This is a genomic window from Acinetobacter pengchengensis (assembly GCF_982235305.1).
In genome coordinates, this window is sequence record NZ_CEVATJ010000001.1 from 920815 (window position 1) to 942240 (window position 21426).

17 protein-coding genes and 1 pseudogene are annotated in these 21426 nt (G+C 40.6%); 13 read left to right on the forward strand and 5 right to left on the reverse strand.

The features are described from left to right. Nucleotides 1-135 precede the first annotated feature (135 nt). From gmtY to gmtX, 3 genes are read left to right on the forward strand one after another with little or no spacing between them, the layout of a single operon-like run. On the forward strand, nt 136-1611 hold the full coding sequence (gmtY, locus tag AC0T5Z_RS04485) for a gamma-mobile-trio recombinase GmtY (RefSeq protein ID WP_179996869.1): 1476 nt from the start codon (nt 136-138) through the stop codon (nt 1609-1611). Then, on the forward strand, nt 1604-4207 hold the full coding sequence (gene gmtZ, locus AC0T5Z_RS04490) for a gamma-mobile-trio integrase GmtZ (RefSeq protein WP_179996870.1): 2604 nt from the start codon (nt 1604-1606) through the stop codon (nt 4205-4207). Before gmtY ends, gmtZ begins: the two co-directional genes overlap by 8 nt. Before the next feature lie 4 nt (nt 4208-4211). Further along, nucleotides 4212-4883 (forward strand): gamma-mobile-trio protein GmtX, encoded by a 672-nt coding sequence (gene gmtX, locus AC0T5Z_RS04495; protein WP_435336752.1) that lies wholly within the window; start codon nt 4212-4214, stop codon nt 4881-4883. A 166-nt stretch (nt 4884-5049) separates the two neighbouring features. Here gmtX and AC0T5Z_RS04500 read toward each other — a convergent pair whose 3' ends face one another. Continuing rightward, nucleotides 5050-5676, reverse strand: coding sequence for a superoxide dismutase (locus AC0T5Z_RS04500; protein ID WP_317097457.1), 627 nt, complete (start codon nt 5674-5676; stop codon nt 5050-5052). A gap of 179 nt (nt 5677-5855) precedes the next feature. Next, nucleotides 5856-6614, reverse strand: a complete 759-nt coding sequence (locus tag AC0T5Z_RS04505; RefSeq protein WP_435336753.1) for a Nif3-like dinuclear metal center hexameric protein — start codon at nt 6612-6614, stop codon at nt 5856-5858. A gap of 166 nt (nt 6615-6780) precedes the next feature. On the opposite strand from AC0T5Z_RS04505, the gene AC0T5Z_RS04510 reads away from it, so the two are divergent. Next, nucleotides 6781-7959, forward strand: coding sequence for a S1C family serine protease (locus AC0T5Z_RS04510; protein ID WP_291335449.1), 1179 nt, complete (start codon nt 6781-6783; stop codon nt 7957-7959). A gap of 344 nt (nt 7960-8303) precedes the next feature. Here AC0T5Z_RS04510 and AC0T5Z_RS04515 read toward each other — a convergent pair whose 3' ends face one another. The 3 genes and pseudogenes from AC0T5Z_RS04515 to AC0T5Z_RS04525 all read right to left on the reverse strand — a co-directional run bounded on the left by AC0T5Z_RS04515 (nt 8304) and on the right by AC0T5Z_RS04525 (nt 12312). Next, on the reverse strand, nt 8304-9290 hold the full coding sequence (locus AC0T5Z_RS04515; protein ID WP_435336754.1) for a Tim44 domain-containing protein: 987 nt from the start codon (nt 9288-9290) through the stop codon (nt 8304-8306). A gap of 115 nt (nt 9291-9405) precedes the next feature. Next, a complete protein-coding gene (radA, locus tag AC0T5Z_RS04520; protein WP_435336755.1) occupies nt 9406-10797 on the reverse strand; it encodes a DNA repair protein RadA in 1392 nt (463 codons plus the stop codon). A 157-nt stretch (nt 10798-10954) separates the two neighbouring features. Beyond that, nucleotides 10955-12312 (reverse strand): annotated as a pseudogene (locus AC0T5Z_RS04525) (alanine/glycine:cation symporter family protein). A gap of 331 nt (nt 12313-12643) precedes the next feature. On the opposite strand from AC0T5Z_RS04525, the gene AC0T5Z_RS04530 reads away from it, so the two are divergent. The 9 genes from AC0T5Z_RS04530 to AC0T5Z_RS04570 all read left to right on the forward strand — a co-directional run bounded on the left by AC0T5Z_RS04530 (nt 12644) and on the right by AC0T5Z_RS04570 (nt 21377). Then, nucleotides 12644-14047 carry an amino acid permease gene (locus AC0T5Z_RS04530; protein ID WP_291335443.1) on the forward strand — a complete coding sequence of 468 codons (1404 nt, stop codon included), beginning with the start codon at nt 12644-12646 and terminating at the stop codon, nt 14045-14047. Nucleotides 14048-14464: 417 nt separating this feature from the next. Further along, complete coding sequence (gene lptM / locus AC0T5Z_RS04535) at nt 14465-14668, forward strand: LPS translocon maturation chaperone LptM (RefSeq protein WP_291335441.1); 204 nt, start codon at nt 14465-14467, stop codon at nt 14666-14668. Nucleotides 14669-14692: 24 nt separating this feature from the next. Continuing rightward, complete coding sequence (gene lysA, locus AC0T5Z_RS04540; protein WP_435336756.1) at nt 14693-15937, forward strand: diaminopimelate decarboxylase; 1245 nt, start codon at nt 14693-14695, stop codon at nt 15935-15937. 12 nt (nt 15938-15949) lie between these two features. Next, nucleotides 15950-16795 (forward strand): diaminopimelate epimerase, encoded by an 846-nt coding sequence (dapF, locus tag AC0T5Z_RS04545; RefSeq protein WP_070154088.1) that lies wholly within the window; start codon nt 15950-15952, stop codon nt 16793-16795. A 131-nt stretch (nt 16796-16926) separates the two neighbouring features. Beyond that, on the forward strand, nt 16927-17565 hold the full coding sequence (locus tag AC0T5Z_RS04550) for an alpha/beta fold hydrolase (RefSeq protein ID WP_435336790.1): 639 nt from the start codon (nt 16927-16929) through the stop codon (nt 17563-17565). After that, entirely contained in the window at nt 17565-18479 is a 915-nt protein-coding gene (gene xerA / locus AC0T5Z_RS04555) for a site-specific tyrosine recombinase/integron integrase (protein ID WP_435336757.1), read from the forward strand. Before AC0T5Z_RS04550 ends, xerA begins: the two co-directional genes overlap by 1 nt. A 281-nt stretch (nt 18480-18760) precedes the next feature. Further along, the gene (locus AC0T5Z_RS04560) at nt 18761-19132 is read left to right on the forward strand and encodes a hypothetical protein (protein ID WP_291335434.1); all 372 of its coding nucleotides are present in this window, start codon (nt 18761-18763) and stop codon (nt 19130-19132) included. Between the two features lie 544 nt (nt 19133-19676). Continuing rightward, entirely contained in the window at nt 19677-20426 is a 750-nt protein-coding gene (locus tag AC0T5Z_RS04565; RefSeq protein ID WP_291335432.1) for an electron transfer flavoprotein subunit beta/FixA family protein, read from the forward strand. Between the two features lie 18 nt (nt 20427-20444). Next, complete coding sequence (locus AC0T5Z_RS04570; protein WP_435336758.1) at nt 20445-21377, forward strand: electron transfer flavoprotein subunit alpha/FixB family protein; 933 nt, start codon at nt 20445-20447, stop codon at nt 21375-21377. Nucleotides 21378-21426 lie beyond the last annotated feature (49 nt).

The window sequence follows — 21426 nt, forward strand, 5'->3', positions numbered from 1 at the left end:
CATGAGCCTTTATGGATTTGTCTTTTACTTGGCAGTGCAAGACAAATCAATTCTAAAAGACATTGATGCTTTTATCAATGTTTAGGGTGCTTTCTGCTTTTAATTTTTACTTGATTTTCATTTAAGTGAATTAATATGTGCAGTGTAAAAGTAGTTGCAAAAGTTGTTGATGATGATTCAGGTATTCGTACAGAAATACCAATATTACTTGATCACAATAAAGAACCAATAAAGCCTATAGTTGAGTATGCTTTGAAGTTGAAGCGTGATGGCTTGGGGCTATCAGCTATCGATAAGCGTATTAAAGCTGCTCAGCTTCTGCTGGAGTATATGGCTGCCAATACAAGTGGATTTACTTCGCCACAAGCCATGTTTGAGAGTTTTAGCAGTCGATTATATACAGGAACTATTGGAAATGATGGGTTAGATCCTTCAGAGCTGTATTGGTTTCCTTTCCCTAAAAGCGTCGCTCGATCACATATCAATGCATTAACTGAAATTACTGATTGGTTAGCAGAAAAATATGGTGCGATTCCGATGAATCCTTTGGTTAAAGCTGACAGCTTGACACAACGCCTTAATTACGCTGCATGGTTTCGTAGAAACCAACACAATTTTCTTGGTCATATCAAAGACAAGCATGTCAATTCTACCGTTAGAGAAGCTCGTAGTATTAAAGGGAAGCGTCAATTAGGTAAACAATTACAAGTTGCTATTGAATTTCCTGAACGCTATTTTGAAGCATTTTATATAGATGGCTTAGGTGGTGCAGTAGATCACAGGGCTACTTTGCGTGATCAACTAATTTTATTACTCATGCATGGTGGTGGTTTACGAGAATCTGAGACTTTGCACCTATGGCTTGAAGATGTCTTTATTGACCCATTGAATGAGAATAGTGTAAAGATTCGCATCTATCATCCAGAGGATGGTAAAGCCCCGAACAACTGGCGAGGGCGTTCAGGTAAGACAACTCGGGCAGCCTATCTCAAAGAAAAATATGCTTTAAGCCCACGCAATCATCTTATGGGTAAAAAACACATTGGCTGGAAAAGTCGAGTGACTGACAGTAAAGACAATTACTTAGAGGTGTATTGGTTTCCAGAAATTTTTGGAGAAGTGTTTGCAATACTTTGGCGAGTATACATTCGTTTTATGTCAACGATTGAGCGTAATCACCCTTATGCTTTTGTGAATTTTCATCGTGATCATACTGGTAAGCCATACACACTTAATGCATTCAACTATAACTACAGTCAAGGGTTAAAGCGTATTGGACTTAAACCTTGTAAAGCAGATGGATTATCACCTCACTCTCATAGACATAGTTATGCAAGACGTTTACGCAGGGCTGGCGTAGAAGAAATTGTGATTAAGAAATGCTTACATCATGCCTCGTTAGACTCACAAGTCGTCTATACCACACCAACAACAAAAGAAATCACTACCAGTCTTAATGCGGCAACACAGCGACTTTTAAATCCAGCAGAGCCAGTGGAGAAAATAGGTAAACCTAGCTGGGAGGTATTAACTGAGTATGGTTTTAAAGATATTGACCCTGAAGAAATATTTACTGGAAAGTATCCAAAATTAGGAAAGTGTAATGGTTAATAAAACAATAACTAAAAGGAAGAAACAGGACGGTCGTACTGCAGATCTTACTTTGCAATGGCTTGTGAAAGGACACGGTCAGAAATGGGAAATATGGCGTCAATTAGCCGAGGAATGGATAACGAATCAAGATGAGGGAGTAGCAACTAAACTTGAGGCTTTATGTGTTTTTTTCGATATTTACCTGACTAGTTCAGCTCCATTCGCATCTGATGTTACGAGCTTATTTGTAGGCAAAAATGGTTGGCATGCTTCAACCGATGAATTTAAGCGCATTCTACTGGAAAAAACAAATAAAGGTGATAATGCAGATACAGCAAAGTTATTAAATCACGTCACACATTTTATTGATTGGGTGCTGAGTACACATCTAAGTCAGAAAGACGATAATGACAAAACTACTCGTTTGTACGCTAATCCGTTTGAAAAAGTTAAACGTAAAATTAGCAACACCGAAACGATATATAATCCGCTGCCATACCGTTATATTTGTGATTTACGCCATATCTTGTGTCCCAACCCACGAGGATATTTTTCAGATTGGTTGTGGGCGCAACAAAATGCAGCCGATGGTACAACAGGTGGTGATTGGATTGAAGTTGATGAAAGTCTGATTGATAAAAACGACCAAGATTGTGTTTGGCGCAGTAAAGAAATTACACGTAATGATAAGCGCATCACCATTTATCAAATTTGGTCTCCTGTGGCAAGCATGGTGCTGTTTATTAAATTGCACTTGCCATTACGTACCTATCAGATACGCATGCTTGATTCTGGTGAAGCAGACACGCTACGTTATGAAAGTGGAAACTGGATTAAAAATCCACATACTTTTGCCCTTAATCACTACAGTAAAGGCGTGTTTCGTCGATTTAAAGATAATGCGCTAGGACTAGAATCAACAGGGTTATATATCAGTACCAATAAGACTGCAGATCAGAACAAGGGGGAATTTGAGCGTGGTTATGAAATCCCTTGGCAAAATGAAGATGTGCTGTACTGGTTTGAGAAGTTGCGTAACTGGCAAGAGAAGTACAACCCAATTAATAAACCAACGGATTGCCTAACATTAGAAAAAAAGCACACAAAAGAACTGAAATCGAAGGCTTATTTGAGGGCAATGGGGCAAAGTTGTTTTCTTTTTCGAGATGCTGCAGCCAGACAGAAAGAAGATAGAACCAAGCCAATTTTAGAATCGTCCATCGTAACTCTTTGGTATAAGCTACTCCATCAACTTGAAAAAAAACTTTTAACGGCTGGAGATACCCTATCTGACGGTACAGCTCTTCGCTTGGTACATGATTATGGAATCGATCATAATAAAAGAAAGACGAAAACCGAGTTTCCTTTACACAGCCTCCGTGTCTCGCTCATTACCTGTTATATTTTGGATGCCAAACTACCGTTACCTGTGGTGTCAAAGCTGTTAGCAGGTCATTCACGCATTATCATGACTGTGTATTATACTAAGCTCACACCTTCTGTGATGAAAGAGAAAATGATAGAAGCGGAGGGCTTGCTTGATAATAAGTCACAAGAAAGTGTCCGCACCTTCCTAAAAGATGCAGAAATGCGTCAAATTAAATGCAAAATGGCATATCATGATGGTCAAGCCATTGAAATTGCATTAGTTAATCGAAATCCATTAGGTTGGGAAAATCGCCATCATGGTTTGTGTTTAGCTGGTGGTAATACTGTTCGTTCAGATGAATGCAAAACTATAGCAGGTTGTTGGAATGGTGGGATATTACTTAAAGACTCAGTTAATGCGCATCAACGAATTTATGGTTCTGTGCCTCATGGTTTAGAAAACTGTGTACGCTGTCGTTGGTTCATTACTGATGCTCGTTATCTCCCCGCACTTACCGCCCATCTTAACTTTATGAGTTACAAAGCCCATGAGGCTGCTAATTTAGCTGTTAAGTTAGAGGGTGATATTGAAGTAATGGATGACCGTAAGTACGAAGCAGAATGTGAGGGTAAGCCATTTACTCAACATAATGAATTACAAGCACTTCAGCGTAGATATGAAAAGCAATTAGTTGAAGCGGATGAATACACGAAAGATTGGTTTGCAACCTTTAATTTAATTCGTCGTCTTATTGAAATTGAGCAAGGTCGAACGGAAGGCGATACTACGAATAAGCTTGTTGCTGTTGGCTCAGAAAGTGACATTAAAGTTGGCTTTGTAGAAACCGATTCTGAGTTGCTGCAACTTGCGTTGCTTTGTGAGGATGCCGAGTTCTATCCTGATATACTTGATGATGTTAAAAAAACTTCAGTAATTCAAAACAGAACACAAAATCTAAGTCGAATCATGATGCGCAAGGATTTCATGCCACTACTTCTGATGTTAGATCCAGAGCAACAGCTTATTGCAGCAAATGCAATGATGCGTCAAATGGCTTTGCAAGCCAATCCGACAGATAAACTTGATGGATATAAGCAAGTCACAGATTATTTGGAACTTGGTCAATTCATGCAAGATAGTAACTTACTTGAATATGGCATAAAGGCTTTAGAAAACAATATGAATCAGCGGATTTTAAAACTCACAGTGCATGGTTTAAAGCTAAAAGGTGCTGTTAAGGAGTGATCTCATGAATGTTGATGTAAATACTATTTTGGAAGATCTAAAGTCAGACAAAAGTCAGCGAACAAGAGACTCACTAGATAAGCTTAATGCTTTATTAGAAGCTCACTTTAATGCAGGAAAGAAAGATTACTCGATTGCAACTATTGGTCGGATATCAGAAGCCGATGGTGGTGTTGGTACGGTCAGTATTCGCAATAAAACAGGCAAACACTTTCGCTTGTTGATTGATGCTTGGGCAACTAAAGCCAATACCACGATGAAAAAACCTCTAGCACCACAATCAAAACAGCGTGGTATACCGAGGGATATGGATTTACTACAGAGATTAGATGATCCTGCTTTAAGAGCTGTATTTGGTCAAATCATTGCTGAGAGAAACAAGCTAAAAAGAGAAAACCATATTCTTAAAAACAATGCGGAAATCAATATAGATATACGTCCTAATCAAGTCATTCATGCAGAGCAAGTACATCAAGGGGTTGTTGTATTACCAGCACTAAATGGTCTGCTACTACCAAGTGAAATAGAGGCTTTGGAAGATGCGATCAATGAACAAAAAATAATACAACGTGGATGGACAGTATCAAAGTATGGTGCTGTTAAAGATGAACATGAACGGCCATTGTTTAAAAATGGGTTTGTGATTGCTATAAAGAAGGTTTTGGATCAAGTGTGATGTTGGAATAGATTAGATCTTTTTATATATTTATTTTATACATATATAAAAAATAAGATGTAAGATAACAAATTGATATTAAAAGTTAAACTTACATCTTACTTTCATTTTATACACTTTCAACTAGAAAGACCATGCGAGCAGTTTTCCTACAGAAAAATAGAAATTATTTTTCTACACCAGCTTCTTGACCTGCGTATTTCGCATTTGCGTAATCCCAGTTTACAAGGCTTTCTAAGAAAGTTTTGATGTAAGCAGGACGTGCATTACGGAAGTCAATGTAGTAAGCGTGTTCCCAAACGTCAATTGTCAATACTGCAACTTTGCCGTGTGCCATTGGTGTGTCAGCATTTGAAGTTTTCATAATAGAAAGTTTGCCATTTACTTCGTCAGCCACTAACCAAGCCCAACCTGAACCGAATTGAGTGGTTGCTGCAGCAGCAAATTCTTCAGCAAATTTTTCGTAAGAACCAAAATCTTCATCAATTTTAGCAGCCAAAGCACCAGTTGCTTTACCACCACCGTTTTTCGCCATACAGTTCCAGTAGAACGTGTGATTCCAAACTTGCGCTGCGTTGTTGAATACGCCAGCTTTAGCTGCATCACCTGCAGTAGCTTTGATGATTTCGTCTAAAGTTTTACCTTCAAGCTCTGTACCCGCGATCAAGTTATTCAAATTCACAACATAAGTGTTGTGGTGTTTGTCGTGGTGGAATTCTAAAGTTTCTTTGCTGATGTGTGGAGCAAGATCTTCGTAACCGTATGGTAAAGCTGGTAAAGTAATGGTTGTCATGTTTTCAATTCCTTGCATTTTGCTGGGTTTTAACATTAAGTGGCTCTATTGTAATAGATTTCGAGATAAATTGTGCATTAGGTTTAAATAACGATACAGAATTAGACTCGAATGTATACATCTAAAGACGATGTTAAACACAGCTGTCATTTGAGTGAAATGGTAGGTGAAACAGTGTATTAAATTGGGTTATTTAATTCAAAATAACTATACTCAATATTAAACTGTTCTGAAATAGCTTTTGCGAGTCTTTGTACGCCATAACGCTCAGTCGCATGATGTCCGCAGGCATAATAATGCACATCTAACTCTTTGGCTTCATAATAGGTGCGTTCACTGACTTCGCCCGAAATAAAGGCATCACAGCCTTGTTCTGCTGCTTTGCTAATAAAATCTTGTGCTGCACCTGTGCAGAACCCGACTTTTTGAATATGACTTTGTTCAGCAGGAAGGTGAATCGCATTAAAACCTAAACGTGCTGTTAAATAGTCGCGAAATTCTGTTGCACTCATGGCGTGCTTTAAAAAACCAATATTGCCAATAGGATGACGTTCACTTGGGTCTAATGCTTGCAGATTTTCTAATTGTAAAAGTTCTGCAATGGCAGCGTTGTTGCCTAGACTTGGATGTGAATCGAGTGGTAAATGATAACCCACCAAAGAAATATCATGCTGGATTAAACTTTTGATGCGTTTACCGCGCATGCCTGTAATTGGGTAAGGTTCGCCTTTCCAAAAATAACCATGATGCACCAATAATAAGTCTGCATTTTGGGCAATCGCGGCCTCAATAGCCTCTTGGGAGGCGGTTACTGCACAAAGAATTTTTTGAACGTCCGACCTGCCTTCAATTTGTAAACCGTTTGGCGCGTAATCTTTAAATTCATGTGTATTTAAAGTTTCATCACACCATTGAATAATCTCTTTTAATTGCGCCATAATTCTCTCAAATTGCTCGTATTTAGCGAATATCAAAACATATGTTGTATTGTAACTAAAGCAAGACAAAACTCTTGGGCTTTTTTATGTTTCTATTTGTGTTTCGTTTTACAATAGCTCATTCAATGAGTGAATCATCAAAAAAATTTATTTAGAGGTACATAACGTGCGCCGGACCTTTACCTGGTTACCTTGGGTGTTACTCATTCTAGTCATTATTGGCTTTGTGACTTGGCAACAACTGCAAAAACCGAAAGCGCCTGTAGCTGCAGATGGGGTCAAAATGCCTGCCGAAAAAGTTGAACCATTAATTGATTCAACACGCATGGGTGGGGTGGTGTCGTATAGTGCTGCGGTTAAAGTGGCAGCGCCTGCGGTGGTGAATATTTTTACTACACAAAAAGTCAAACAACTGGATCACCCATTGCTGAACGATCCAGCGTTTCGCGAGTTTTTTGGTAACCAGTTGCCAGATCAATTTCAGCAAGGTCCAAATGAAAACAGTTTGGGTTCAGGGGTAATTGTCCGTCCAGATGGTTATATTTTAACAAATAATCACGTGATTGCGCAGGCTGAGCAAATTGTGGTGGCTTTGCATGATGGGCGCCGTGCGGTTGCAAAAGTCGTTGGAACTGACCCAGACACAGACTTGGCGGTAATTAAAATTGACCTAGAAAAACTGCCTGTATTGCCATTTAAACTTAGTAGTAATGAAGTGGGCGATGTCGTGCTTGCGATTGGCAACCCATTTGGTGTGGGACAAACCGTGACTCAAGGTATTATTTCTGCGACAGGACGTTCTGACTTGGGCATTAATACCTATGAAGATTTCATTCAAACCGATGCAGCAATTAACCCAGGTAACTCAGGCGGTGCATTGATTGATGTGGCAGGGAATTTGATTGGGGTAAATACCGCAATTTTCTCGCAATCGGGTGGTTCATTGGGTATCGGCTTTGCAATTTCTGCGCGAGTCTGTCAGCAGGTTTTAAACTCGATTTTAAAAGAGGGACGTGTGGTTCGTGGCTGGTTAGGCATTAGTTTATTGCCTGTGCAACAAGACAATATTTTAGAACCAACACAAGGCGGTGTAGTGGTGGCCGATGTACTACGCGGCGGCCCCGCAGCAGAGGCTGGTTTAAAACGTGGCGATAAAATTTTAAAAGTGAATGATGAAGCGATTACTTCAACCTCGCATTTAATTAATTATGTTGCCGCACAAGCACCGGGTACGACGGTGACTGTTTCAGTTGAACGTGGTGAAGAAGCCTTAGAATTGCAAGTCGTAGTCGGTGAGCGCCAAGTTCAAAATACCGATAAGCAATTTATTCCATTGCCTGAATAATAGAGTCATCCACAACAAAAAAGCCCTGCCCGTTTGCAGGGCTTTTTTGTTGGCTAAGTAAATAAAGGTCGACTGTAAATAACCAAAGTGATATGGATAACGTGAATTGATTCATCTCAGGCTAGATAGAAAGGGGACGTGGCTAATAAACTGTATTGATAAATGATGATACTTTTTGATAGATCTAATCAATCGAGTGCTTGGCGTTGGTGTGGCAGGTGTGGATGTATTCGGTGTTGATGTTATAGAAAAGTTAAACGAGCTGTTTTAAACGGATTGAACTCAACTTAAATAAAGACAAAAAAACAGCAACCGAAGTCGCTGTTTTATTAGATCAACTAAAATCATTGCTCTTGTTGAATGCCTGCTACCAACCAGTCTTGATTAGAACCTGTAAGTTTTACAAAGTGCCAAATTTCTGTAAATGGTTGCGGTAGGCTGTTCAGATCTTCGCTGACTGTACCAGTAAAACGTACGCTTACAATATATTGACCATTTTCAGTTGCAGAATCGATCACCATGGCATTCAAGTTAGAAAACTCAGCTACATCTTGATCTTGGTTCGCCATAATGTCTTGATACATCGACTGATATAAATCAGGGGTTAAATAACGCTGAATTTCTGCGATATTACTGGCGGTGTTCATGGACTGAATATGGTTAAAACGCTGACGCGCTACACGTAAAAATGTTGCAGGCTCTGAACCATCAGGCAATTGATTGCCACTGTTGGTATAAGCTGCACCAAATGGCGCGTTATTATTGGCAGTTTGACCAAAAGGCGCTTGAGTAGAAGCCGCAGAACCCCCAACAGATTGACCAAAAATATTGGTGTTGTCGTTACGTGGTGCTGCAGCAGGTGGTGTTTGCGCAAACGGTGCTTGATTGGCACCGCTATTTGGCGCATACGGATTAGGCGTTACTTTTTTTTTTGCGCCCATCTTACGGAAAATAAAGAAGGCAACAGCAGCAGCGAGTAAAATCCAAATCCAGCTTGGAATACCGCCTTTTTCCTCTTGCGCTTCGGCAGCACTTGCAGCTTGATCATCGGCCAAGGCATTGGCAGCAACCGCACCAATTGCCGCACCTGCAACACCGGCAGCAACCATACCACCTACGCCTGGACCAGATTTTTGCTGTGCTGGTGCAGTTGTTGGTTGTTGCGCTGGCGCTGTTTGACGAGGTTGTTGGTAAGACTGAGTTGGAGCAGCCGAACGACTCACGCCATGGCTTTTACCGCCACCTGCACGTTTTGCTTCTGCTGCTAACGGAGCTACCAATAAAGTCGCTGTGAGCATTGCTGCGATCAAACCACGCTGTCGAACTTCCATCAAATTTTCCTATATTAAAATAAAGTTAAGCTCTATATTTATGCAGGCATTTGCTGCGAATTTCAATATAATTATGATATTTTTTCTTGAAACTGAAAAAATATTATCCAAGCGTTTAGCTTAAGTTTTCACTTAAATTCATGGCTTCGGTTAAGGCCTCATGTAAACGAGCCACCGCAATAATTTGCACATTTGCAATGGCTTTTTGTGGAGCATTGCCACGCGGCACAATAATGTATTTAAATCCGTGTTTAATTGCTTCTTTTAAGCGTTCTTGACCATTCGGCACAGGACGAATTTCACCCGATAAACCGACCTCACCAAATACTGCCAATTGTTGTGGTAGCGCTTTGCCACGCAAGCTAGATGCACAGGCAAGCAGTACTGCAAGGTCTGAACCTGTTTCGGTAATTTTTAAACCACCCACCACATTCACATATACATCTTGCCCTGAAGTTTGCACGCCACCATGCCGATGCATCACTGCCAATAGCATATTCAGACGGTTTTGTTCCAGACCTAAAGCCACACGTCTAGGCTGACCATGTGCATCATCTACCAGTGCTTGTACTTCAACTAAAAGTGGTCGCGTTCCTTCGCGGCTAATCATGACAATAGAACCCGGAATTGCCTCATCATAACGGCTTAAAAATATCGCAGATGGATTGGCAACTTCGCGTATGCCTTTATCGGTCATCCCAAAAACGCCTAGCTCGTTCACTGCACCGAAACGGTTTTTGACTGCTCGAATCATTCGGTAGCGTGAGTCTGACTGTCCTTCAAAATACAAGACGCAATCGACCATGTGTTCAAGGACGCGCGGCCCAGCCAATGCCCCTTCTTTGGTCACATGACCGACAATAAACAGCGCAGTGCCACTATTTTTGGCAAAACGGGTCAGCAAGGCAGCTGATTCACGAATTTGTGAAACACCACCTGGAGCTGACTGTAAGGTTTCGGTATATAAAGTTTGAATTGAGTCAAGAATGGCCACTGCAGGGCGTTCATGTGCCAAAACTTCACAAATTCGTTCAACACAGGTTTCTGCCATGACTTTAAGCTGATCGGTGGGTAAGTCTAAGCGTTGAGCGCGTAACGCCACTTGCGAAAGAGATTCTTCACCTGTGATATATAAAGCGGTGTTATTGGCAGCCGCCATGTGAGTCGCTGTTTGTAGCAAAATGGTCGATTTCCCGATACCAGGATCACCACCAATCAGTACCACAGAGCCCGTAACCAAACCGCCACCCAAAACACGGTCAAACTCCCCAATGCCTGTTGTTAAACGGGTTTCGTGCGATACAGATACTTGATTGAGCGTGGTTATCGCAGCCGCTTGTCCTGCATAGCCACCGCCCATTTTAGGTTGGGCACGATGCGTCACCGTTGGGGCAATACTAACCTCATGGAGTGAGTTCCATTCCCCACATTCTGAACATTGACCTGCCCATTTAGGATGATCTGCACCACATTGTTCACAGCGATAGACACTTTTTACTTTTGCCATAACCCAGTCATTGCATCAATTAAAAATTGACTACAGCATACAGAGGAATGTTCGGGAAATGAATGTTATCTGGATTTTTCATGGAAAATCATACAACCACGTGGGTGATTGTATGATTCACGATTTGAAGGGATTAATTCAATGAATTGGGCTTTTTTTAATACAATTCGCCCGACTTGCGTTTCGCAATAAAGTCTTTGGATTCTTTGGCAATCACACCAGACAGTAACAATAAAGCAATTAAGTTTGGTACAGCCATTAAACCATTAAAGGTGTCGGCAAATAACCAAACTAAATCTAGGGTGGCGATGGTACCAATGAACACCGAAGCAATATAAATTAAGCGGTAAATCAACACGTATTTTTCGCCGAATAAATAAGTACAGCATTTTTCACCATAATAGCTCCAACCGAGAATGGTGGAATAGGCGAAGAAGATGATCCCGAAAGTGACGACCCAACCACCAAAGCCCGGCAATAACTGGTCAAAAACCTGTGTGGTGAGTACTGCGCCTGTTGCACCACCAAAGCTATTGCCTGCCATAATGAAGCCCATCACCAAAACAATCCCCGTGATGCTACAGACAATAATGGTATCAATGAAGGTACCTGTCATAGACACCAAACCTTGACGCGCAGGGTGATCAGTTTTGGCAGCCGCCGCAGCAATTGGGGCAGAACCCATCCCTGCTTCGTTAGAGAATACGCCACGTGCCACCCCGTAACGAATTACTGCACCAATTGCCCCACCTGCAACGGCTTCACCAGTAAAGGCATCACGTAAAATCAGTTCAAATGCAGGAACAACGAGGTGCAGATTGTTTAAAATAATAATCAGGCCGCCTGCGACATACAGAATGGCCATAATTGGAACAATCACCGAAGACGCTTTAGAAATAGAGGTAATTCCACCTAAAATGACGAGCGCTGAAAATACAGTAATCACTATACCTGTCATCCAGGTTTCTACGCCCATACTATTTTGTACAGCCAAAGCTACCGTGTTGGATTGCACCGAACTGCCAATACCAAATGAGGCAACAGTACCAAAGAAAGCAAAGATAATCGCCAGCCATTTCCACTTTAAACCGCGTTCGATGTAATACATCGGGCCACCGTTCATCTCACCTTTTTCGTTTTTAACACGGTATTTGACTGCGAGCACACCTTCACCATACTTGGTGGCCATACCAAATAATGCAGTCATCTACATCCAGAATACGGCGCCTGGGCCACCGAGTACACAGGCTGTTGCAACACCTGCAATGTTACCAGTACCAATGGTGGCTGAAAGTGCAGTCATCAGGGATGCGAAATGTGAAATATCGCCATCGTGTGATTTGGCATGTTCATGTTTACCAAAGACCTGTTTAAAGGCCAAAGGCAACATACGGAACTGCCAAAATAATAAACGGAAGGTAAGGAAGACACCTGTGCCTACAATGAGCACCAACATGTATGGGCCCCAGACCCACAACCACTAAGTGTCTCCATGATTTTATGTAAATTTTCCATAGTATCTTTCTTCTTATTCGCCCTGAGTGAATGAATGCTTCGTTTCAGTAAAATGAAGCAATTGACATGCCATTGTTTAAACTTCCATGATTTATCGAGCATGTTTTTATCGTTTGAGAAATATTTTTTACATGAAATTTAGCTTTTTACAAGCAAAATGTTGTTTTATTGATCAACTGAAAAAACGGTTTTTACTGCTGCTTTATATATAAGAAAAATAAATTAATTTTGTAAACTAATTCGAAAATATAGATGGTGATAAATATTTTTGTATTTTCTTAAATTTTTACGTTAATTTGTCGCCATTGGAACGCGAAGTTGAATTAACAATATGTCTAATGAAATTCATGGATCGCCAGAAACAAGTGGTGATTTGAAACGAAGCTTGTCCAACCGACACCTACAATTAATTGCAATTGGTGGTGCGATTGGTACAGGTTTATTTATGGGGTCAGGAAAGACCATCAGTTTAGCTGGCCCTTCCATTTTAATTATTTACATGATTATTGGTTTCATGGTTTTTCTCGTCATGCGTGCATTGGGGGAGTTATTACTATCAAACCTTGCGTATAAATCATTTATCGATTTTGCGACCGATTTAATTGGTCCTTGGGCTGGTTATTTCGTAGGATGGACCTATTGGTTATGTTGGATCACGATTGGTATCGCAGATTTATCAGCCATTATTTATTACTTACAGTTCTTTAATGGAGGTAACCCGTTCTCGCCAGAAGAAGGGGTGATGATCAGTATTGCTGCCATTGTCTTTATCATGGGCTTGAACCTCGTTACTGTGAAACTCTTTGGTGAGCTTGAGTTCTGGTTTGCCTTAATTAAGATCATTGCGATTGTGGTATTGATTGGCGTCGGATTGTGGATGATTTTCACAGGCTTTACATCAACTGTGGGTGATGTTGCATCATTTAATCATTTATGGTCGCATGGCGGGATTTTCCCAACTGGGGTCACAGGCTTCTTGGCTGGCTTCCAGATTGCCATTTTCGCCTTTGTCGGGGTGGAATTGGTAGGTACAACTGCTGCTGAAACTAAAGACCCAGAACATAACTTGCCTAAAGCAGTGAACTCGATTCCAATTCGTATCATTATTTTCTATGTGCTTGCACTGGTGATTGTAATGTCTGTTACGCCTTGGAATAAGATTGATCCAAGCATTTCACCTTTCGTAAATTTGTTTAGCCAAGCGGGTATTGCTGCAGCAGCCATTATTATGAATTTGGTGGTGTTATCTTCAGTAATGTCATCAATGAATAGTGGTGTGTTCTCTACATCACGTATGTTGTTTGGTTTGTCTCGTGAAGAGCAAGGTCCGAAAGCGTTTGGTCACTTAAATAAACGTGCTGTTCCAGCAAATGCATTGTATTTCTCAGCAGTGTGTTTACTACTTGGTGCTGCATTACAGTACTTTGTACCAAACACAGTTGAAGCATTTACTTTGGCAACCACACTTTCAACGATTTTATTTATCTGTGTGTGGCTCATGATTATCTGGAGCTATATCGTTTACTATAAAACACGCCCAGAATTACATGCCAAATCAAAATTTAAACTTCCTGGCGGTTTGTTTACGTGTTGGATTGTGATTATCTTCTTTATTGGTATGATTTACGTGTTATCCCTTGAAGCGGATACCATGAAAGCATTAATGGTCAGCCCAATTTGGTTTGTTATCTTATTGATTGGTTATTTTTGTTTCTATAAGCCGAAGCATAAATAAGTCCAAATGATATTGATGCAATGAAAAACTGCTCCTTTGGGGGCAGTTTTTTTATGTGATTTTTTTACTACAAGGCTGATTTTTTACATGACCCAATGTGACCTTTATAGGTTGAATCCTTGCCACCAATTTTAATGTTGGATGGATAAAAATAGCTGACATGGATTGGTGTTAGAAAACATTGATTAGGCTGTGAATAGTTTGCAAATTGATAAGCGATGTCAGTAAAATCAATGTTTTTAAGGCACTATTTTAAGATAAATTATTTGAGATGAGCGATAAAAATAAAAAAATGCTTAAAATTAGTGCAGGGTGCAAATAAGCCATCTAGGAATTACAGGGCTTTTCTTTTATCCGCGTGTTGATCACGTTATACTCGGAAAAATCTTTTCATTAGGTACAATTATGTATCGCTTTATGAATTATAAAATGATCGTGCTGATCAGCAGTGTTTTATTGACTGCATGTGGACAGTCTGGTGCCTTACATTTGCCTTCTGATGTCAATGCAGATAAACGTGCAAAATATCTGATTTATCCAGATACGCCTGCACAGCAAAAGCAGAATAAGGAAACGACAACTGCACCTGCTGAAGCGTCTAATTCAAACCCAACACCTTAATGCTTTTTTAGAAAGGATACCTCCATGAGTTTCACCCGTATTAATGGGGTATTGCATGCAGAGCAATGTTCATTACAACAACTTGCGCAGCAATACGGCACACCGCTATATGTTTATTCAAAAGCGACTTTTGAAAAGCATTATTTAGATATGGATCGTGCGTTTCACTTTATCGATCATCAAATTTGTTTTGCGGTAAAGTCTAACTCAAATATTGCGGTGTTAAACGTGCTTGCAAAGCAGGGCGCTGGCTTTGATATTGTAACTGGCGGCGAATTAGCGCGTGTTCTCAAAGCAGGTGGTGATGCCTCGAAAATTGTCTTTTCAGGTTTAGGTAAAACTGAAGCCGATATTCAAAAAGCGTTGGACGTTGGGATTGCCTGCTTTAACGTAGAATCACATGCAGAATTAGACCGTATTCAAAAAGTTGCGGCTCAAATGAATGTGAAAGCGCCAATTTCATTACGCGTTAATCCAGATGTAGATGCCAAAACTCATCCTTATATTTCTACAGGTTTAAAAGAAAATAAATTCGGGATTCCGTCAGATTCTGTGTACAGCACCTATGAATATGCAGCGTCTTTACCGAACTTGGATATCGTCGGGATTGACTGTCACATCGGTTCACAATTGACCGAAACACAACCTTTTGTAGATGCTTTAGATCGTGTCATTGTGATGATTGATACCCTAAAAGAAATGGGTATTCAACTGAAACACATTGATATTGGTGGTGGTTTGGGTGTGACCTATAAAGATGAAACACCACCAAGCGTTGAAGAATATGCCAATGCTTTGCGCCCAGCTTTAGAAAAGTTAGGTCTTAAAGTGTATATGGAGCCAGGCCGTAGTATTTCTGCCAATGCGGGAGTATTGCTGACTAAGGTTGATTTATTGAAACCGACCACACATCGTAACTTCGCGATTATTGATGCTGCGATGAATGACTTAATCCGTCCTGCGTTATATGAAGCATGGATGGATATTCAGCCAGTCACCCCACGTAATGATGTTGAAACGCTAGAGTGGGATGTAGTCGGTGCAATTTGTGAAACAGGTGATTTCTTAGGTAAAGAACGTCAGCTTGCGATCAAAGAAAATGATGTTTTGGCAGTGATGGGTGCGGGCGCATACGGTTTTGTGATGAGTTCTAATTACAACAGTCGTGGTCGTGCAGCTGAAGTCATGGTCGATGCAGATCAAGTACATTTAATTCGTGAACGTGAAAGCATTGAATCGCTGTGGGAAAGAGAACGTTTATTGCCATAAGGGGAATTCGAGATGTTATTAGAATTTACCAAAATGCATGGTTTGGGCAATGATTTCATGGTGGTTGATCTCATCAGCCAGCGTGCTTATTTGGATGCGCTAACTATTCAGCGCCTTGCGGACCGTCACTTCGGGATTGGATTTGACCAACTGCTGATTGTGGAACCACCCGATTTGCCGAATGTCGATTTTAAATATCGCATTTTCAATGCCGATGGTTCTGAAGTGGAGCAGTGCGGCAATGGTGTGCGTTGTTTTGCGCGTTTTGTGCATGAGCGTCAGCTTACGACTAAAACCAAAATCAAGGTGCAAACTAAGGCAGGCATTGTAGAGCCTGAGCTGGGGCAAAACGGTTGGGTGCGAGTGAATATGGGGTATCCAAAATTCTTGCCGCATGAGATTCCATTCATTGCTGATCAGCCTGATAATTTATATGACATCGTGTTGAAAGATGGTGCTACATTAACCATTGATATCGTGAACATGGGTAATCCACATGCCGTGACCATTGTGCCCGATGTACTGACTGCCGATGTTGCAGGAATTGGCCCACAAGTAGAATCACATGAGCGTTTCCCACAGCGTGTCAATGCAGGTTTTATGCAAATCATTGACGAAAAACATGCGCGTTTGCGTGTGTTTGAGCGTGGCGTAGGTGAAACCTTAGCTTGTGGTACAGGTGCATGTGCTGCAGCCGTATCAGGTATGCGCCGTGGCTTATTGTCTAATTCAGTTGAAATTGAACTGGCAGGTGGTAAGTTACAAATCGAATGGCGTGAAGGTGATGTGGTGTGGATGACAGGGCCAACCGCTAACGTCTATCACGGTCGTTTGGATTTAAACTATTTTCAGGGTTGATGCTTCGTTCTAACATGAGCAGCCCTTATCTTACTTAAAAGCACTATTCAAAACGAATGGTGCTTTTTTGTATCTTGTGGCCTGGATCAGGTATGCTGTACCGAACGTCATTCAAAAAATTTCTACTCATTATGCCGCAACTGTTTTTTTTACCTAGCGCTTCAGGCAATACCGCATTTTTTAATCCTCTAATTGAAAAGATTGAAAAACTGCCGTGGCAGAGTGCTGTAAAAATTGTGGCTTATCCTGAATTTAACCATCAACCTGCACACCCACAGGTACATGATTTTCCAAGTTTGCAGGCTTATGTGTTGGCGAATATCCCAGATGATTGCATTATCATTGCACAGTCGATGGGCGGTATTTTTGCAGTTGCTGCCGCGTTGCAATATCCAGAAAAAGTGAAAGGATTAGTATTGGCTGCAACATCAGGTGGCATGGATTTAAGTGGTTTTCAGGTGCAAGATTGGCGACAAGACTATCAAGCAAGTGATTCAAATTATCCTGACTGGTTTGTAGCGGCAAAGGCCAATTACACAGCAGACTTCGCTAAAATCAACATGCCTATTTTGTTGTTATGGGGCGATCAAGACCCGATAAGTCCACTGGCTGTAGGTGAGTTTTTACAACAACAATTTCCACACGCCGTATTAAAAATTGTGCATGGTGGTGATCATTTGTTTTTAGATACACATGCAGATCGGGCAGCTGAATACATTGCTACTTATTTAGAGCAGTTTTCAGCAGTTCAGCAATCGGAGCGTGACTAATGTACGATCCGCAACAATTATTAAAGATGTGGCTCAAAGAACGCGAAATACAACAGCAATCACCACATACGTTAAAAGCCTACGCGCGCGATTTAAATGATTTTTTTAGCTTTTGCGAGCAACAACAACTTGCCTTATATGATGTAGAAGCGGCAGATTTACGCCATTATTTGGCACAGAAAGTAGAACAACAACAATTAAATAGCAGTAGTTTACAGCGCATGCTGTCAGCGATTCGTCAGTTTATGAAATGGGCTGAGCAAGGGCAGTATTTACAATTTAATCCAATTGATAATTTTCAGTTAAAACGTCAGCCACGACCTTTGCCTGGTTTGATTGATATTGAAACGATTCATCAAATTTTGGATCAGTCTGAACCAGAAACTGAAGTACAACAACAAATGTGGCGACGTGATAAAGCGATTTTAGAATTGTTATATTCGAGTGGTTTACGTCTAGCAGAAGTACAAAATTTGCGTATCCGCGATTTAGATTTTAATCGACAATTGCTGCGCATTACGGGTAAAGGCAATAAAACCCGTATTGTGCCCTTTGGTCGTAAAGCCAAAGATGCAGTGATGCAATGGTTACAGATTTATCCTCTATGGCAGGGCGATTTTGTACCCGATGCAGCATTGTTTATTACTCAAAAAGGTGAACCTTTAAAAGCACGCCAAATTGAAAATCGGGTGAAGTTTCAGGCACAACGCGCAGGAGTGAATGTCGATTTGCATCCGCACTTATTGCGACATTGTTTTGCCACTCACATGCTGTCGAATAGTGGCGATATACGAGCGGTCCAAGAAATGCTTGGGCATAGCAATTTAAGTACCACGCAAATTTATACCCATGTCGATTTTGATCAGTTAGCGCGGGTTTATGATCAGGCACATCCACGTGCGAGTAAAAAGTAAAGCTTTTGCTTAAAGTAGGCATTATTTTTGCTAGTTAAAATATAGCTATTTCATACTGCAAATATTTTTTCACAGTCAATTGCAAAGTCTTGGTGCAGTACTTAATGTTTTAAGCAAAGCGCTTTCACTTAGATGTCATTGCAACTATTGTAGAATAATAAAAATGTGAGTTATGCAGTATAAAGATGCAGAAAGAGTGGGTCACACGAATAATAGACATGGAAGACATTATTTTTTGTTCCACTGCATAACACTTTGGATATCAAATGATAGGCAAAACCATGATTTCAAATCTTCAAGATAAATATGAACAATTAAGCCCAAGCCAAAAAGAAATTTTTGCAGGTTATGGCTTGCGTCAAGTGAAACATTTTGTCGAAATAAGCTTGCCGATGATTGAGCAAGAATTACCTGCCGATTGTGTGGTGCAGGGCATTAATGCCGAAGGTAAAATGCAGGCGATTCATCTACAAACACAACAAAGCTATGTGTGGATTTCAGATCAACAGTGGCAAGCACACCCAAATGCAAGCAGTAAAATAGATTTGAAAAAAGATTTTATTGCAGTCTGGGAAATTTTTAATTTACAGGCGTATGAATTGATTGATCTGAGTCATATCCACCGTGACTTCTTAGAAACTCAGCAAGTTTAAGCTGAGTTTTTTATCTCCCTTACCAGGAAGATGGTGTAGTGAATGTACATAAATATCCATCAAAATAAAATAGATTGTTTAATTCATACCCAATCAATTGCTACATACGGATTTGTGAACCAACAGTCACATTTTAAAAGCGCATTTATATCTAAAAAAACCGTAAAAAATAAAGTTTTCTATCTTAAATGACAGTCAGATTATAGGGTTTTATGTAAGGAAATTTACCTAAGTTGTAGAGGGAACTGAATTTAAATTGCATTTCAATTAATCTTGTTGATGATGTGGATAAATAAAAAAACATAATATAAATCAAAGTTTAAAATTGATTATATAATCGTTGCTTGGTTTGTTAATTTTTAAAAATAAAAAAGTATGAACGCATCGTTCAGTTAATTTTTGGCATTTTTAGCCTTGTTTAGACAATTCTGACTTGACCGAAATGCCGATCACATAGCAAGATAGGACACCTAAAAAATTTAAAGCGAAGAGTTATTATTAACTTTTCTCAATATTTACTTTTGCTAAAACAGCCGAGGATTACATGAAGGCTCTTGTTGCTGTAAAACGTGTGGTAGATGCCAACGTTAAAGTTCGCGTTAAGCCGGATAATAGTGGAGTTGACCTGACTAACGTTAAGATGTCAATTAACCCATTCTGTGAAATCGCAGTGGAAGAAGCGGTTCGTTTAAAAGAAAAAGGAACTGTTTCAGAAATCGTGGTGGTATCCATTGGTCCTAAAGAAGCGCAGGAACAAATCCGTTCTGCAATGGCGCTTGGTGCAGACCGTGGTATTTTGGTTGAAACAGCCGATGAGATTGGTGCACTTGAAGTGGCTAAAATCTTAAAAGGTGTTGTTGAACAAGAACAACCACAACTTATTCTATTGGGTAAACAAGCCATTGATGACGACTCTAACCAAGTTGGTCAAATGCTAGGCGCTTTACTTGGTGCAGGTCAGGGTACTTTTGCTTCAGAAGTAAAAGTAGAGGGCGATAAAGTTCAGGTTACACGTGAAATTGACGGTGGTTTACAAACTGTTGAGCTTACACTTCCTGCAATCATCACCACTGACTTACGTTTGAATGAGCCACGTTATGCGGCACTTCCAAACATTATGAAAGCACGTAAAAAACCGCTAGACATTAAATCTCCTGCAGATTATGGCGTTGCAACAGGTTCTAAGTTGAAAACTATAAAAGTTGAAGCACCTGCTGAGCGTAAAGCGGGCGTACAAGTGAAATCTGTAGACGAACTTGTAGAAAAATTGAAAAACGAAGCGAAAGTGATCTAATACAGAAGGATAAAAATCATGAGTATTTTAGTTATCGCTGAGCACGACAATAAAGCACTTAATGGTGCAACATTAAACGTTGTTGCTGCAGCTCAAAAAATCGGTGGTGATATCACTGTATTGGTTGCGGGTTCTGGTGCGCAAGCAGTTGCAGACCAAGCAGCTAAAGTTGCAGGCGTAAGTAAAGTATTACTTGCTGACGATGCGGCTTATGCAAACCAATTGGCTGAAAACGTAGCAAAACTTGTTGCAGAATTAGGTAAAGGTTATAGCCATATCCTTGCTGCTTCTACAACCACAGGCAAAAACATTCTGCCACGTGTGGCGGCTCTTCTTGATGTGAGCATGATTACAGACATCATTGCTGTTGAATCTGCGAATACGTTCAAGCGTCCAATCTATGCAGGTAACGCGATTGCAACAGTTCAGTCTGATGAAGCAATCATTGTTGGTACTGTACGTGGTACAGCATTTGACCCTGTCGCTGCTGAAGGTGGTTCTGCTGCGGTTGAAGCTGTAAGTGAAGCAAAAGATGCTGGTATTTCTAAGTTTGTTTCTGAAGAAATTGTGAAATCAGAGCGTCCGGAATTAACAGCTGCACGTATTGTGGTTTCTGGTGGTCGTGGTGTAGGTTCTGGTGAGAATTATCACAAAGTACTTGACCCATTAGCAGACAAACTTGGTGCAGCACAAGGTGCATCTCGTGCAGCAGTTGATGCGGGCTTCGTGCCAAACGACATGCAAGTTGGTCAAACAGGTAAAATTGTTGCACCTGATTTGTATATCGCTGTGGGTATCTCGGGTGCGATTCAACACTTGGCAGGTATGAAAGACTCTAAAGTGATCGTTGCGATCAACAAAGATGAAGAAGCGCCAATCAATGCAGTCGCTGACTACTGGTTAGTCGGTGACCTGAACACTGTAATTCCAGAATTGGTTTCTAAAATCTAATTTCTGAATCGGGTTCAAAATACGCTCTTGTGCAAGCAGTGAAAGCAAT

What these genes read in the sequence shown, in the direction of transcription:
- AC0T5Z_RS04570 (WP_435336758.1), top strand. Translation starts at nt 20,445, where the DNA reads ATGAGTATTTTAGTTATCGCTGAGCACGACAATAAAGCACTTAATGGT.
- AC0T5Z_RS04530 (WP_291335443.1), top strand. Translation starts at nt 12,644, where the DNA reads ATGTCTAATGAAATTCATGGATCGCCAGAAACAAGTGGTGATTTGAAA.
- xerA (WP_435336757.1), top strand. Translation starts at nt 17,565, where the DNA reads ATGTACGATCCGCAACAATTATTAAAGATGTGGCTCAAAGAACGCGAA.
- lysA (WP_435336756.1), top strand. Translation starts at nt 14,693, where the DNA reads ATGAGTTTCACCCGTATTAATGGGGTATTGCATGCAGAGCAATGTTCA.
- AC0T5Z_RS04560 (WP_291335434.1), top strand. Translation starts at nt 18,761, where the DNA reads ATGATTTCAAATCTTCAAGATAAATATGAACAATTAAGCCCAAGCCAA.
- lptM (WP_291335441.1), top strand. Translation starts at nt 14,465, where the DNA reads ATGAATTATAAAATGATCGTGCTGATCAGCAGTGTTTTATTGACTGCA.
- gmtX (WP_435336752.1), top strand. Translation starts at nt 4,212, where the DNA reads ATGAATGTTGATGTAAATACTATTTTGGAAGATCTAAAGTCAGACAAA.
- AC0T5Z_RS04550 (WP_435336790.1), top strand. Translation starts at nt 16,927, where the DNA reads ATGCCGCAACTGTTTTTTTTACCTAGCGCTTCAGGCAATACCGCATTT.
- AC0T5Z_RS04505 (WP_435336753.1), bottom strand. Translation starts at nt 6,614, where the DNA reads ATGGCGCAATTAAAAGAGATTATTCAATGGTGTGATGAAACTTTAAAT.
- radA (WP_435336755.1), bottom strand. Translation starts at nt 10,797, where the DNA reads ATGGCAAAAGTAAAAAGTGTCTATCGCTGTGAACAATGTGGTGCAGAT.
- dapF (WP_070154088.1), top strand. Translation starts at nt 15,950, where the DNA reads ATGTTATTAGAATTTACCAAAATGCATGGTTTGGGCAATGATTTCATG.
- gmtZ (WP_179996870.1), top strand. Translation starts at nt 1,604, where the DNA reads ATGGTTAATAAAACAATAACTAAAAGGAAGAAACAGGACGGTCGTACT.
- AC0T5Z_RS04565 (WP_291335432.1), top strand. Translation starts at nt 19,677, where the DNA reads ATGAAGGCTCTTGTTGCTGTAAAACGTGTGGTAGATGCCAACGTTAAA.
- gmtY (WP_179996869.1), top strand. Translation starts at nt 136, where the DNA reads ATGTGCAGTGTAAAAGTAGTTGCAAAAGTTGTTGATGATGATTCAGGT.
- AC0T5Z_RS04515 (WP_435336754.1), bottom strand. Translation starts at nt 9,290, where the DNA reads ATGGAAGTTCGACAGCGTGGTTTGATCGCAGCAATGCTCACAGCGACT.
- AC0T5Z_RS04500 (WP_317097457.1), bottom strand. Translation starts at nt 5,676, where the DNA reads ATGACAACCATTACTTTACCAGCTTTACCATACGGTTACGAAGATCTT.